The organism is Shewanella sp. KT0246 (genome assembly GCF_019654955.1).
Taxonomy (GTDB): domain Bacteria; phylum Pseudomonadota; class Gammaproteobacteria; order Enterobacterales; family Shewanellaceae; genus Shewanella; species Shewanella goraebulensis.
The window spans coordinates 1-15,064 of the sequence record NZ_BPEV01000027.1 but is presented as its reverse complement, the minus strand read 5'-3'; the positions used below and the strand labels follow the sequence as shown (position 1 = coordinate 15,064).

The following is a 15,064-nucleotide window of genomic DNA, read 5'->3' as shown; positions in this document are numbered from 1 at the left end:
CAATGACAACAACTAATAACGAAATGTCGAGCGTGTTTAAACGCCTTCTTACTTATCTCGTTCCAATGAAAGGAATGTTCCTATTAGCCATTGCTGGCCTATTAACTTATGGCCTTGTCGATGCAGCTTTCATTGCATTCATTAAACCTTTTATTGACGAAGGTTTTGGTCAAGCTCCTGCTGTAGTCGGTGGCGTCGAAGTTGATGTTCCAACTCACGGTGGCTTTAATGCCAATAAAGATATAATGCTGATGGCACCTCTAGTGGTGATAGGCATGTTTACGTTGCGCGGTATTGCTAACTTTGTATCGACTTACTGTGTCTCGTATATGAGTGCGAAGTTGATCATGGATATGCGTCAACAAGTTTTTGAGCATTATCTGCGTTTACCTGTGAGCTACATTGACCGTGAAAATAGCGGCAATTTAATTTCCCGTGTGACATTTGATACAGAGCAAATTGCTCGTGCATCAGGCAGTGCGTTGATTTCTATTGTTCGTGACTCTATAACTGTTATCGCGATGCTCGCTATTATGTTCTTTTATTCGTGGAAGTTATCACTGTGTATTTTAGTGATAGGTCCATTGATGGGCGTTGTTATCAGTGTAGTCAGTAAGCGCTTTCGGAAAGTATCTAAACAAATTCAGTCTGCCATGGGGGGGGTAACCGCTACCACTGAGCAAATGATTAAAGGCCACAAAAATGTGTTAGCTTTTGGCGGACAGCAAACGGAAGTGGATCGCTTCTTTAAAGTGAATGATTCTAATCGCCATCAGAATATGAAACTGGCTGTAGCCCAAGCAATCAGCCAACCGGTTATTATGGTTATTGGCTCATTCGCACTGGCATTTGTATTGTATGCAGCAACATTCCCAGGTTTAAAAGATGATATAACCGCGGGTACTTTTGCTGCAATTCTAGGCGCAATGATGGCCATGCTTCAGCCAATCAAAAACTTAACCCGTGTGAACGCTGAATTTCAACGGGGTATTGCAGCTTGTACTACTGTGTTTGAATTATTAGATACCGCACCAGAATCAGATACTGGTGAGTTTGAAACTCAGCGCGTTAAAGGCAACTTGAAGTTTAACAACGTCACTTTTAGTTACCCTGATACTGAAAAGCCTGCATTAACCAATATAGATTTTGAAGTTAAGCAAGGTAAAACCATTGCGTTAGTGGGCCGAAGTGGCTCAGGTAAATCAACCATTGCTAGCCTTATGACCCGATTCTATACCGGCGTGTCCGAAGGGGATATTACCCTCGATGACGTCAGTATTTATGATTACAAGTTAAAGTCGCTTCGTAACCAAGTAGCATTGGTATCTCAGCAAGTCACATTATTCAATGACACGATTGCCAATAACATTGCTTATGCTTATCCAGGAGAAGTGTCCCGTGAGCAAATCATTAAAGCTGCTGAACTTGCTTATGCGATGGAGTTTATTGAAACCTTGCCTGACGGACTAGATACCGAGGTCGGTGAAAATGGGGTGTTGTTGTCAGGTGGACAACGTCAACGTATCGCTATTGCGCGAGCTATGTTACGTGATGCACCTGTATTAATTTTAGATGAGGCAACATCGGCATTAGATACAGAGTCTGAAAAAGCAATTCAGCATGGTTTAGACAATTTACGCCATAACCGCACGTCAATTGTGATAGCTCATCGTTTATCAACGATTGAATCTGCAGATGAAATCTTAGTGATTGACCAAGGTTCAGTGGTTGAACGGGGCACTCACACAGATTTGATTGCCAAAGAAGGCATTTATTCCAACCTGTACCAAATGCAATTTGGTAATTAAATGCAATCGTTAGTGAATAAAATTTGGTACCAAGGACATCCAGCTAAATGGTTATTACTGCCATTGAGCTGGTTGTTTGCTTTAGTGTCTTTGCTAAGGCGTTTAGGATATAAATTTGGTTTTAGCACTGCAGAAACCCTACCAGCACCGGTTATTATTGTGGGTAACATCACCGCTGGTGGCAGTGGTAAAACCCCAACGGTTATCTATTTAATTGACTTATTGCGCGAGCATGGTTATAAGCCTGGGGTGATAAGTCGTGGCTATGGAGTTAATATTGACGGTGTGAAAGCCGTGAGTGTTGCTGATAAAGCCACTGATGTGGGTGACGAGCCAGCGATGATAGTGGCTCGAACGCAGGTTCCTATGGTTGTTGGTGCTAAGCGAATTGACGCTGCTAAAGCCCTTTTAGCTCAATTTGATGTTGATGTGATTATTAGTGATGATGGCTTGCAGCATTATGCATTAGCTCGAGATATTGAGCTGGCAATTGTCGACGGTCAGCGCCGATATGGTAATCAGTGTTTGATCCCTGCTGGGCCTTTACGTGAAGGTTTGTGGCGATTAAATACGATTGATTGGGCAATTAATAATGGTGGTAGCCCTCAAGCAAATGAAATTGCGATGAGTCTAGAACCTTCTGCTCTAAAAGCGGTAAAACCTTCTTTGAATGATGAGAAGTGGCAACAGCAAGAAGCTATAGCGATGGCAGGTATCGGTAATCCACAGCGATTTTTTGATAGTTTAGACCATTTAGGTTACCAAATTAAGCAAACCAAAGCGTTTGAAGACCATCAAGCGTTTGATGAAGCTGAGCTACAGCAGCTCTCACAACATACTCCATTGATAATGACCGAGAAAGATGCGGTTAAATGTCGCGATTTTGCACAACAAAACTGGTGGTATCTACCAGTTAATGCGAAGCTTAATGAAAGTTTTGACCAAGCATTTTTGAATAGACTTAACGAAGTCGTCAAAGTTAAACAAGGAAACCTCCATGGCGTTCGATAAAAAATTACTTGAGATTGTGGCTTGTCCAGTATGTAAAGGTAAGTTGGAATTTGATAAAGAAGCAGATCAATTAATCTGTAAAGCTGATAAGTTAGCGTATCCAATCACTGAAGGTATTCCTGTTTTACTTGAAAATAGAGCGGTACCACTAGAGTCGTAAAGGGTTATCACTTGTAGAAAGTGAATAAGAACTCAATTATAACTTGTAAAAAGCGCCAGTAATGGCGCTTTTTTTGTGCGCGTTTTTCAATGTACATTTGATTTCTTTGGTTAAATGTTGTGCGAGTCTTGTTATTTGTATGTGGATTTCGTTTGTAGAGTAATTGCACTAAATATAATAAAAGGTAAAAGTTAGCAATTTAGTGCTAGCTAAATTTGCGGTTATTGTCTGTATATCGGGATACTGAATATTCAAAACGATAACGGACAGCCCATATGACTCAAATGCAATCCTTTAAAGATAAAGTCTCCCAAATGCTGGTATTAAACCAAGGGCAGAGGATCAGCCATTTTCAATATGGTGGAAAACGTTATTGGTTAAAGCAAGTAGAACACCTCGAAGGTGCGATGCGCTTTTTAAAAACGGATTCAGCCAAAGCACTGACCAAAGAAACTCAAGTATTGAAGCAATTAGACAATGAGGGGGCGCCTGTACCTAAAGTTGTTGCCAATGGTGACGGTTACTTGGTTGTGGAAGATGCAGGTAGAACAATCCGTGATTGGTTAGATAGGGATGATGTTGGGGCTGCGAAACAACAAAATATCCTTGATGATGCAAGCCAAGCATTAGCAAACTTACATTCAATGCAGTTAGCTCATGGTCGCCCCGCACTTAGAGACATTAGCTGGCGTGCAGGTAAAGTTAAATTTATCGATTTTGAAGCAAACCAACAAAAGGGTTCGGTAGCTGAGAAACAGATCCGTGACTTATTGGTGTATGTTCATAGCTTATACCGCTATTTAGGTGAAGATAGTGAACGGATCTCGAAGGCTATTTCTGTTTATAGAGAGGCTGGTGGAGAAATTATTTGGCAGAAAGCCAAGCAGTTTTTGTCATCATGGCAATGGTTGTATTATTTTTCTCGCCCTTTTAAAAATATTGGTGGCAAAGATTTAAAGCCAGTATATTGGGTTCTGTGGCACTTTAGAAACAACTAGTAAATCAATCGAAATCAATAAAAAAGCTTGTGATATTCACAAGCTTTTTTATTTTTAAAATCAAATCGATTTGAATGTTACTTTTTCAAATCTTGATATAGCGTATCAATCCATTTTTTTTCAGTGATGAAATTCCAGCTCCAATCTTTCCATTTTTCAGGAAAGCCTTCTGCATGAAGCTGTTCAAGCGTTTTGCCTTGAGTTATCTTTTCATTCATCCAATTTATAGAATGATCAAGCATATGCTTAAACTTCATTAAATCATCTTTATTTGCAAGCTCACCATGACCCGGAATAATCTGGGTTTGACTGTCAATCTGGGCAATCACTGTTGCTACATTATTCCTGTAACCTATAACCGAACCGCCTCCGTTTAAATCAACGTAGGGAAACCGATCTTTAAAGAATAGGTCCCCCATATGTACGACATTATCTTTAGTCCAAAATACCACGCTGTCACCGTCAGTATGGCCTGGCCCCATATGTTTTAAGGTCATAGTATCGTTATTAAAACGAATCGAAACATCTTCAGAGTAGGTCACGACAGGGAGCGCTGCTTTGGGTGTACCTTCTTTAGCACTGAGCCGCTTTAAAACATTGTGATGGGCAAAGATAATTCCTTGTTCGCCAAAGTGTGCGTTACCACCAGTATGATCGCCATGATAGTGTGTGTTGATGACGTACTTTGGATTCCCAGGTTGGATTTGATTGAGTGAAGCGCTAATTTTATCGGCTAAAGGTGCAAATTGGTCATCGATAATTAATAGGCCGTCACTGCCTGCTGAAACGCCAATGTTGCCACCGGAACCTGTAAACATATAAGTGTTTTCAGTGAGTTTCTGAGAAACGATTTCTACATCTTTAAAGCGGTCATCGTCAGCAGAAACACTGGTATTAACAAGGGATAGTTGAATTATCGATAGGGTGAGTAAACTAAGACGTTTCAGCGTCATTGTGGGCTCCTGTGTCGTGTAACCATTGAGCAAGCACATTATTTTAATTATGTAATGTGCTGGCTAAAATGGCTTAGTTTCCGTATTACTAATTACTTACAGTGTCCAAGGTAGCAGCTTTTTAGCTCTTTTGTCAGCTAAACCTAATTTTACCGATGACTGATAGCGAATACGGTATAGGGCTTGATAACACAAAGGCACTAAATACAAACTGGTGACAGTTGAAAAACTCAAACCACCAATGATTGCTATGGCCATTGGTGAATAGGGTGGACCACCACCACCAATTTGAGTGTCACCCATTGCTAATGGCACAAGCCCTAGCACAGTCGTCGCCACTGTCATCAATACTGGACGTAATCGAGTAATACAAATAGATTTTATCGTAGTTGAAAGATCGGTTAACTTTGGCGTCATTTGGTTTATTTGGTCGACCAAAACTATGCCATTGTTTACTACGATCCCCATCAAGATAAGGATCCCTATCATCGCCATTACCGACATTGCGGTGCCCGATATCCATAATGCCCAAAATACCCCTGTGATTGAAAACAGAATCGAACTAATAATCGCAGTGGGTAAAAGCAGTGATTCAAATAGGGCTGCCATGACAATATAAATCATTGCTAGCGCCAGAATCATATTTACCGCCATGATGGATTGATCTTCATCTTGACGCTGAAAACCACCACGCAAACTATAGTCATAACCGTATGGGAAATTAACATTTTGCATGACCTTTTCGATTTGCTCTTGGGCTTCTTCTGTGGTGATTTCATTAACATTTGCGCCAATCGATAGCGCGGTTTGACGGTTGTAATGTCTAATTGTGTCAAAACGTGGTTGAATTTTAATTTCAGCTAAATTATCTAAGTTGTAAACACGCTCACCTTTACGAATAATCGGCAGTTGTTTAAGTTGCTCCAGCGAACGTTGCCAGCTTTTATCATAGGCAAGCTCGATACGTAATTCGCCATTGGGATCATGTCTATATGAACGCAGTGGTGTGCCACGCAGTGCCATTGAAATGTGTGAAGCAACTTCATTGAGTTTTAAATCTAAACGAGCTGCCATTTCACGGTTGATGGTCACAATTACTTCTTGCTGAGCGGCATTTACCTCAGAGCGCACATCCTCTAGGCCTTCAATCGCACTTAATAGCGGTACCACTTGCTGACTTAAGGTAATTAATTCAGAAGTCGACCGGCCTGTTAAGGTGATCCTTAATCCAGAGTTTTCATTTCCCCAACCAAACTGAGGTGTAGCTGCGGCGTACTTAGGGAAACCTTCTCGGATGGTTTGCTTAAGTTCTGACATCGGTGTTTCTATATCTTTTTCGAGTAAAATAGTGGTTTGGATACTGTCAGCTGAATAATAGCTATACACAGAGTCAATCATGAAAGCTTCTTTATTACCGTAAAGGTAGTCTTCCATTTGATTAATCATCGCTTCAGTGACCTTTAGATTATGACGGCCTTCTAATTGATAATTAATGTATAAGCGGTCATTGCCTTCGCCATCAGATTGATCTTGTTTAACTAAACTTAAAGGCAAGGCTGTTGATACAAGTATTAATACTGCAAGTACACCTGATATTTTTGAGTGTTCTAATACCCAAGTTAAACTGCGCTGATAATAACGCTGCAATCTAGACTCTTTTTCTTCAGTATCAATCTCAAAATGTAGTTTGGTTAGCAGCAATGGGATTAAGGTTTTCGCTACCAATAATGATGCAGCAAGAGATATACAAATCGAAATAGCTACATGTTCAAGGAAAATAGTTAACTCAACCTTTACCCCAACGATATTAGGCAAGAACACAATTGCGGTGGTTAAAGTGCCAGCGAGGACTGCTAAGGCAACCTTTTCAACTCCTGTCAGTACTGCAGATTCATTAGCCTTTTGGCTATGAGGCTTAGTATCTTCATTACCCGTTAAACCACTGCGCTGTTTTTCTTGCAGAACACTTTCAGTGACCACAACCGCGTTGTCAATTAGCATACCGACGGCTAACAATAGTCCCATCATTGATAAGATATTTAAGCTGTAACCCAGTAAATACATGCCTGCAAGGGTCATACATATCGAAATAGGCACAGATGAAACCACGACCAAGGTCATCTTTAAATTGCGTAAAAATAGATATAAAACACCAAAAGATAAGAATGCACCGATTAATCCTGAAATCAGTAAGTCTTGTAGTGATGATTTAACCCCATAGGCTTGATCTTCCATGACAAACAACTTAATGCCTTGGAATTGTTGATCTTGTTTAGTTTGTTCAATCACTTTAAGTACACGTTCAGAAACATGGACTAAGTTGGCACCCGATTCTTTAAATACATCTAAACCTACTGCGTATTTTTGATCTAAATGGCGGCCTTCGAAGGGTTCTGGCAAGGTAAATTTAACAGAGGCAATATCACCAAGGGTTGTGGTTGTATTCAGTTTAACCGCTTTAATATCTTCAAGAGATAAAAACTCTCCCTTAGGTGAAACCTGAAATACCTGATTGTTATTCCGCACTGTACCTGCGCTAATAACAAAATTTTCTTGTTGCAGACGCTGTCTAAGTTCTGATGGGTTAATACCAGAAGCTGCTAGCTTATCGGCATCAAGTCGAATTTCAATTTGCTTTTGATCAACACCATATAAGGTAACTTTAGACACCCCCTCAATACGTTCAAGTGGTTTACGCAATTGTTTATCAAGCAAATCAAATGCGTTTGATAGTTCTCGCTCGCTTGATATACGAATGGTCAGGACTGGCATATCAGCAGTGGAGAACTGCTGAATGAATACTCGTTCAACATCCTTTGGCAGTAGATGCCTGACTGAATCAATTTTCTCGCGGGCTTCTAAACTTTTAGTGGCGACGTCTTGTCCCCATTTCATATTAAGCTGAATATTAGCGCCGTCTTGCGATGAATTTGATCGAACTTCTTCAATCCCACTCATGGTTGCCAACGACTCTTCCAGCACGCGAGTGATATCGCGTTCTACTTCGGCAGGAGTCGAGCCTTTATAAGGAACGTTAACCTGGATTTGTGGAATGTCGATACCAGGAAACATTTCTAGTGGTAACAAGCGACTCGATGCCATGCCAAATAGCAGTATAGCGAGAAAGAACATGCTGGTGGTCACAGGCCTTTTAATCGCAAGACGTGTGATACTAAAACCTTTTTCAGATGATTGAGAATCACGGGCTGAAGCTTGATTGCTCTTATTCATGATTGTCCCTCCACCGAAGCGTCAGTTGGCATGTTTGTAGAGAGTACCGCTTGTTCTTTTTCCGCTTGTTGATAGTTCTTTTTATCAAAAATACCGTATAGGGCAGGGATCACTAACAGAGTTAGCATCGTTGACATACTTAAGCCGAATATAACCGTAATTGCCATTGGGGCCCGGATTTCACTGCCATCACCCACACCAATAGCCATAGGTAATAGGCCTAATGTCGTGGTTAAAGTAGTCATCATTATTGGGCGAAGACGTGATTTAGCAGCAGTGCTGATGGCTTGGTCTTTCTCAATGCCTTCTTTACGCAACTGGTTGATTCTATCGACCAGTACAATGGCATTATTCACGACGATACCGGCGAGCATAATCAGTCCGATAAATACCACCACGCTTATATGTGTGCCTGTGATAAATAAGCCGATGATACTGCCACCTACTGCCATAGGAACGGCAAACAGAATTAACAGTGGATGTAATAGAGACTCAAATTGACTGGCCATCACTAAGTAAACTAAAAATACAGCAAGAATAAGCGCAATTTTTAATGACTCAAAAGAGTGTTCCATTTCTTCATTTTGACCACCAAATCGTGCCTGTATCGAAGAGGGAAACTGCTGCTTGTTCAGTATCTGCTGTGCCTGATTAACGGCTTCACTTAAATCGCCATAACTTAAGTTTGCAGAAACGATAGCAACGCGCTGTTGGCTAACACGGTTAATGGCTGAAGGGCCGACTTGCAGAGACACATCAGCTACCGCGCTAAGTGGTATAGCGTGTTGACTATTTGGGTTAATGATTAGTGCATTTACGTCTTCAATATTATTACGCTCTGCGAGTTCGCTGCGTACTAAGATATCCACTTTACGATCGCGCACGGTATATTGGCTTGCGATAGTGCCGCCAACACGATGTGCAATTCGACTCGCAACGGTTGGTGCGTCCATGTCTAATGCTGCTAAGCGAGCATGATCAAAGCGAATACTAATTTCAGGCTGACCGTCACGCAGCGAGGTATTGATATCGCTGAATCGACTAGACTGAGATAGCGCAGATACCAACTGATCGCCACTTTGTTTTAATTGAGCTAAATCATATCCAGATAGTTCAATTTCAAGCGGCGTTTTAAAACTAAATAACTCAGGGTGTTCAATTTTGGCATCAAGCGCAGGAATGCGTCTTGCTGTTTCACGTAATGTTGTAGCAACGCTATCAAAGGCATGAGTGTTGGCCAGAACAACCTGTAAACGTCCCCAGTTTTCGCCGCCACGAGCGGTGTCTGATGTCATTAAGCCCCCACTACCTGCTTGGCTGAATGTGTGCTTTACATCTTCACTGTCACTGATTGAGTAGGCGAGTTGCTCAAGTACAGAATCGGTTTTTTGAACCGCTGTTCCTGGTGGTAATAAAATTTCGACATAAAACTCGCCTTGATTCATCGGTGGGATTAACTCGACACCTAATCGTGGGAATAAACTACCTGCGCCAACAGTAAGGATGATGGCAATAACAACTGTAATCACTTTGTGTGCCATTGCATGCTTTAAGACTCGGTGATATATCCTTTCAATAAAGCGATAAAACACATTAAACCCTGCGCTTAAAGGACGCATTATTAAACTGAACAACCACGAGATAAACCGAGTTAAAATAATGACTAAGTTCAATAAAGCATTAGGAAGATAACTCAGTAGCACTTTGAAAGGAAATCCAAGCACTAAACCGCAATAATGACCAATTTTTCCTTTAGTGGTGGATGGTTTTACTTTTGGCTCTGCTATGATTTCTTCAGGTAATTGTTTAAAGCCTTGACGAGAGGCCAGCATTGGAATGGCAGTTAACGCAACAAATAAAGAAGCTAATAACGCGAAGGTCACCGTTAGGGCTTGGTCAGAAAATAAAGCACCTGCAATACCATCAACAAACACTAATGGTACAAAAACTGCCAGTGTCGTTAAGGTTGAGGCGAAAATAGCCCCTGCAACTTCTTTACTGCCTTTTACTGCAGCATCTAATCTTGCTAAACCTTTTGCTTTATAACGGTCGATGTTTTCCAGCACCACGATGGCGTTATCGACTAATAAACCAATGGCTAGAGCGATACCGCCAAGTGACATAATGTTTAAGCTGATTTCAGCGAAATACATCATATTAAATGTGGCAATAACTGAAAATGGAATTGAAATTGAAATAATTAAGGTGGCAATAATGTCACGTAGGAATAGGTAAATCACCAGCATGGCTAATAAACTGCCGAATAGTGCTGCGGATGTTACTTCGCTGACGGCGCTTTGGATAAATTCAGATTGGTCATAAATAACTTTTAACTGGTTTTCTTCTGATTCAGCATTAATGTTATCAAGTTCTGCTTGGATCTTTTTCGCCACAGAAACCGTATTCGCGTCACCTTCTTTATAAATCGCCAACTCGATGGATTCAACATCACCAATACGAGTGACATCGCTTCGCTCTTTGTATCCATCAACGATGTCAGCAACTTCACGTAAGCGTATTAGAGTCTGGCCGTTACGGTATACGATAACATCACGTAATTCTTCTAAAGAGTTAAACTGGTTTAAGGTTCTGACCAAATACTCTTTGTCACCTTGAATCACTTTACCTGCTGATAAATTGATATTTTCTTCATTAATTCGACGTTTTATGTCGTCCGCATTTAAGTTTAATTGTTGAAGCTTTTGCTGATTTAATAGAATATGAACTTCCTGTTCTAATCCCCCTGATAAACGAACAGCTGCTACACCTGATAATGCTTCTAAACGGCGCTTTAGTTCTTCTTCTGCAAAAGTTCTCATGCTTTTTAATTGAGACTCACTTGCATCAGGCACTGATAATGCTAAGCGCATGATGGGATCTAAATTTGGATTAAAGCGAAGCAATAGTGGTTTATTAATATCTAAGGGCAGCTCGATAGTATCGATTTTTTCTCGAACTTCCAGGCTTGCCATATCCATATTCGTGCCCCATTCAAATTCAAGTACCACATCTGACATACCTGAGCGTGAAATAGAACTAATTTTACGTAAGCCTTTTACCACACCAACGGCTTCTTCAATTGGTTTAGAAATCAGCTGCTCTACTTCAACTGGTGCAGCGCCATCGTAAGCTGTGCGAACTGTGACACTGGGATAACTTAAATCTGGCAGTAATTTTACTGCTAAACGGGTAAATCCGACCATTCCGAACAGCATAATGGCAAGCATAAACATCCATACTGTTACAGGACGTTTAACCGAAGTATTAATCAATGACATAGTAACTCCCTTACTTAGCGTTTAAGCTGTTTTTGGCATAAGAAAGAGGTGTAATGATTTCAACTAATGATTGATCTTTAAGGTTTTGTTGCCCGCGTATTACGATTTGCTCGCCTTGCTTAACACCCGAAATTACTTCCACTTTATCTTTTTCGCGATAACCCAAGCGTACTTCACGGCGGGTGGCAGTGTTATCTTCAATCACATATAAGGCTTGAGTATCATCTTGATTAATAACGGCATTGAAAGGCACAGTCACCACATCTTCATGGGTGTCGTATTTAAGCTCGACTCGGGTGAACATACCGGCTTTTAGGTTTGCTTTGGTGTTATCAATTGCAATTGTGACTTTAAAGGTACCGCTTTGAGCATCGACGATAGGACTGATACGTAACACATTGGCAATTATTTCATTTGCTTTGGAAGCATTCGTGCTATTTGAGTATTGGTTACTGATTCTAGCTTGTTGACCTAAACGCAAGCTTGTCAATTGCTGCTCTGGTAAATGAACAATACCGTGTAGTTCATCTTGGTTAACGATATAAAATAGCTCTTCAAACTCCTTGGCCATATTACCTTTTTTAACATGTCTCATCGCAACTATGCCATCAATTGGTGATACGATTTGGCTTTCGATAACATGTAATTCAGCTAAGTCGCGTTGTGCGATAGCTGCTTGTAAGTTGAACTCTAATTTGGCCATCACATCCTGACTAACAAATTCTCTATTTTTCATTTGCTTCAGGCGATTCAGTTCTTGCTCAATGATTTGAACTTCAGCTTGTGAACGTTTGTAATCATAGTGCTGACGTTTGGCGTCGATTGTCGCTAAAGCTTGACCTTTAGTCACTCGGTCGCCTTCTTCAACGTTAATCTCTTCAATTAAACCTGCAATACGCGTGACTACATGGGCTTCTTCTGGTGCTTCGAGTGTTGCTGTGGTGCTATAAAATGAAGATACATTACCTTGAGTAACATGAGATACTTCAACAGGGACTGCGTATTTTTCTTCTTCTTTTGACTCTTCCTGCTCACCAGTACAACCAGTCAATCCAGTTGTCAGTGCTGCGATACAAAGTAGTGGGATTGTCATTTTTTTCATGTTGATTAACCTATCCATGGGGTACCTGCCAGTTCAATATTTTGAATTAATGACGCTCAATAAAGCTAAGTGTGAAACCTTAACTTGTAAACGTCACGTTATCATTTGTAACTAATGTTAACTTTCTTATATCTAAGCAGTAACCGTGCCAAAGTTAATTGTTGTTTAATATCAGTAGTTTACCTGTTTGATGGTCATTCTTTAGCTATGGGTAATATTAATATGTAGTGAAAATGTTTATTTTTTAGTGTTAATGGTTAATTTAACCTTGAGCATAAATTATTCAATTTGGGCTGACGTTGTTTATTTTTTGAGGTAAGTTAACTATCTAAAGGAAATCAGATAGATGTTAAGGGTTACAGCCATTTATTAAGCAAGTTTTAAGTTATACCTTGTGTAAAGAGTTTTAGTTACAAGCCCAAACCAAAATAATATGGCTGCAGATATAAAGGAGACTGTTTTGAAAATCATCCAAGCAACAATTGAACAATTAAATTTGGTTACAGCCTTATTCGATGAATATCGTCAATTTTATGGGCAATCTGCAAATACAGAACAATGTAAAAAGTTTATTAAAGAGCGTTTAATCGAGAGTGATTCGGTGATTTTTATTGCGACTAATGATGAAGGAGACGGTTTTGGATTTGTTCAGCTTTACCCAACATTTTCGTCTGTAGCGATGAAGAGAATGTGGATATTGAACGATATGTTCGTAGCAACCGCTGCAAGACAGCAAGGAGTTGCCAATAAACTCCTTAAGCAAGTTGATCTGTTTGCGCAATATACAGATGCTAGTACTGTGAAATTAGCAACTGCAGTAGATAATGATGTGGCTAAAGCTTTATATGAGTCACTTGGCTATACTAAAACCACCGCTTTTGACCATTACACCAAGCTATTTTAGTTACCAATTACAATATAGTTGTAGCGACTAAATATACCACTAATACGAGGACCTGATCCTTCAATTGTGATTAACCCGTTTTTTACTCGAGTTTTACCATATTCATAAATTCACGTGTTTATGTAGTCGGGTATAAAATGAAAGATTTAATTTTCGGTGTTGTCGGTAATATGGGACCTGAAGCAGATATCTTATTTCAAGATATTATTTTCAAAGAAGAGGTTGCCCATGGAGCTGTGAAAGATCAAGATCATATGGGAATGGTGGTAATTAAAAATCCTGATATTCCAGATCGTTCAGAAGCAATCAACGAAGGTGGTAGCGATCCTATTCCTGAAATGCTTGAATCAGTAAAGTTCTTGGAAAGAAATCAAGTACATTTTGCTGTGATGACATGTAATACCGCACATTATTTTAGAAATGATTTGCAAGCTCAAACAGATGTATATCTTTTGGATATGATAAAAGCAACCACTCATAAAATTCAGCAAGAAAACCCTCAAGCTACTGTCGGTATTTTATCTACTAATGGTACTTATAATTCTGCCATTTATGATAAATACCTCGAAGAAGCGCAAATAGCGTTTTTCAAACCCACTGTTGAAATCCAGGAGCGCTACGTGCACAGTGCGATATATGGCGCTAAAACGGGTGAAAAAACTCAATGTGGCCAAGATATTCGTACACCTTTTGGCATTAAGTCTGGCGAGTTTGTCAACAATGCTAAATTGCTTTGCAAGGCTATTGAAACGTTAACAGAGCAAGGTGCTGACACGATTATTTTAGGTTGTACTGAACTGCCATTAGTCCGCTCAATTCTGGAAGCTGAGTTCATAGATGTTGAATTCATCGATCCGATGGAAACGGTTGCTGAAAAAGTAGTGGAAGTATATGAAGCAGCAAAACACTTATATTTTAATACACAATCAATTGCCGAAATTGAACAGGTGAATTTAGTTGAAATCCACTCTGTTGATGATGTAGCTCACTATATTGTCTCAAAAGCGAAAGCACATCAGTTGCATATAAATAGCTAAGAGGCATTAACCAACGATATTTATTTCGACCCATTCATTTTGAGTATTGAACTATAAATACACATGTAATGAACTTGCTGTTACTGCACGAACTAGGGCTTGTTTCGCTTTATTAATCACAGCTAGGAGATTGATCAAGTGGGATAGGGCGTTGAGCCTACAGTAACAGCCGATTTATTGGTTCATAATGTTGCTTTGCTCATTTTACTATTTTTGTATTAGCAGAAAATTAGCAGTGCTTTGAAGTGCAGATTTTGAGTTTACTGAAGGTGTTCGTATATTTAGATTTTTATTCGGTAATTTATTTATTTTCAGGTTCTTGTTTTGAAATTGAATTGAATGGTTCTTACCAATATCTAATCAGATTAAGTGAATATTCTAATGTTCTTTTGTAGCATGCATTGGCGTAATCCAGTCTTTTATTGGAACAGATTTTGTCATTTATTTACATAATATCAATATTCCGTCTCCTCAAATCATCGCGTTTTTACGTGAAATCAATGATTTTTAAATTCTTAAAATAGTAATCATACTATGTGAGCTTTGTGATTATGGCTTACAAAATTGCAATTTAGGTGTGTT

General features: G+C 39.8%; 10 protein-coding genes. 6 read left to right on the top strand and 4 right to left on the bottom strand.

The window, feature by feature from the left end; all coding sequences use genetic code 11:
* The first annotated feature begins 2 nt into the window (after positions 1–2).
* The 4 genes from msbA (at position 3) to K5Q58_RS14055 (ending at position 3,977) form a co-directional block, all read left to right on the top strand.
* Entirely contained in the window at positions 3–1,808 is a 1,806-nt protein-coding gene (gene msbA, locus K5Q58_RS14070) for a lipid A export permease/ATP-binding protein MsbA (RefSeq protein WP_220754554.1), read from the top strand.
* Positions 1,809–2,819 carry a tetraacyldisaccharide 4'-kinase gene (gene lpxK / locus K5Q58_RS14065; RefSeq protein ID WP_220754553.1) on the top strand — a complete coding sequence of 337 codons (1,011 nt, stop codon included), beginning with the start codon at positions 1,809–1,811 and terminating at the stop codon, positions 2,817–2,819.
* A complete protein-coding gene (locus K5Q58_RS14060; protein WP_220754552.1) occupies positions 2,806–2,979 on the top strand; it encodes a Trm112 family protein in 174 nt (57 codons plus the stop codon). Before lpxK ends, K5Q58_RS14060 begins: the two co-directional genes overlap by 14 nt.
* 275 nt (positions 2,980–3,254) lie before the next feature.
* A complete protein-coding gene (locus K5Q58_RS14055) occupies positions 3,255–3,977 on the top strand; it encodes a phosphotransferase (RefSeq protein WP_220754551.1) in 723 nt (240 codons plus the stop codon).
* A gap of 77 nt (positions 3,978–4,054) precedes the next feature.
* Here the strand turns inward: K5Q58_RS14055 and K5Q58_RS14050 are convergent, their stop codons facing one another.
* The 4 genes from K5Q58_RS14050 to K5Q58_RS14035 form a co-directional block, all read right to left on the bottom strand.
* Positions 4,055–4,930, bottom strand: coding sequence for an MBL fold metallo-hydrolase (locus K5Q58_RS14050; RefSeq protein ID WP_220754550.1), 876 nt, complete (start codon positions 4,928–4,930; stop codon positions 4,055–4,057).
* 96 nt (positions 4,931–5,026) lie between these two features.
* Positions 5,027–8,161 carry an efflux RND transporter permease subunit gene (locus K5Q58_RS14045; RefSeq protein ID WP_220754549.1) on the bottom strand — a complete coding sequence of 1,045 codons (3,135 nt, stop codon included), beginning with the start codon at positions 8,159–8,161 and terminating at the stop codon, positions 5,027–5,029.
* Entirely contained in the window at positions 8,158–11,439 is a 3,282-nt protein-coding gene (locus K5Q58_RS14040; RefSeq protein ID WP_220754548.1) for an efflux RND transporter permease subunit, read from the bottom strand. The genes K5Q58_RS14045 and K5Q58_RS14040 overlap by 4 nt, the downstream gene beginning before the upstream one ends.
* Before the next feature lie 10 nt (positions 11,440–11,449).
* Positions 11,450–12,541 (bottom strand): efflux RND transporter periplasmic adaptor subunit, encoded by a 1,092-nt coding sequence (locus tag K5Q58_RS14035; protein WP_374758508.1) that lies wholly within the window; start codon positions 12,539–12,541, stop codon positions 11,450–11,452.
* A gap of 460 nt (positions 12,542–13,001) precedes the next feature.
* On the opposite strand from K5Q58_RS14035, the gene K5Q58_RS14030 reads away from it, so the two are divergent.
* The gene (locus K5Q58_RS14030; protein WP_220754546.1) at positions 13,002–13,445 is read left to right on the top strand and encodes an N-acetyltransferase; all 444 of its coding nucleotides are present in this window, start codon (positions 13,002–13,004) and stop codon (positions 13,443–13,445) included.
* 137 nt (positions 13,446–13,582) lie between these two features.
* On the top strand, positions 13,583–14,482 hold the full coding sequence (locus tag K5Q58_RS14025) for an aspartate/glutamate racemase family protein (protein WP_220754545.1): 900 nt from the start codon (positions 13,583–13,585) through the stop codon (positions 14,480–14,482).
* Positions 14,483–15,064: the final 582 nt, after the last annotated feature.

Bases quoted from the DNA above. Each gene is read 5' to 3' on its own strand.
- K5Q58_RS14050 (WP_220754550.1), bottom strand. From the start codon at position 4,930: ATGACGCTGAAACGTCTTAGTTTACTCACCCTATCGATAATTCAACTA.
- msbA (WP_220754554.1), top strand. From the start codon at position 3: ATGACAACAACTAATAACGAAATGTCGAGCGTGTTTAAACGCCTTCTT.
- K5Q58_RS14040 (WP_220754548.1), bottom strand. From the start codon at position 11,439: ATGTCATTGATTAATACTTCGGTTAAACGTCCTGTAACAGTATGGATG.
- lpxK (WP_220754553.1), top strand. From the start codon at position 1,809: ATGCAATCGTTAGTGAATAAAATTTGGTACCAAGGACATCCAGCTAAA.
- K5Q58_RS14055 (WP_220754551.1), top strand. From the start codon at position 3,255: ATGACTCAAATGCAATCCTTTAAAGATAAAGTCTCCCAAATGCTGGTA.
- K5Q58_RS14045 (WP_220754549.1), bottom strand. From the start codon at position 8,161: ATGAATAAGAGCAATCAAGCTTCAGCCCGTGATTCTCAATCATCTGAA.
- K5Q58_RS14060 (WP_220754552.1), top strand. From the start codon at position 2,806: ATGGCGTTCGATAAAAAATTACTTGAGATTGTGGCTTGTCCAGTATGT.
- K5Q58_RS14035 (WP_374758508.1), bottom strand. From the start codon at position 12,541: ATGAAAAAAATGACAATCCCACTACTTTGTATCGCAGCACTGACAACT.
- K5Q58_RS14025 (WP_220754545.1), top strand. From the start codon at position 13,583: ATGAAAGATTTAATTTTCGGTGTTGTCGGTAATATGGGACCTGAAGCA.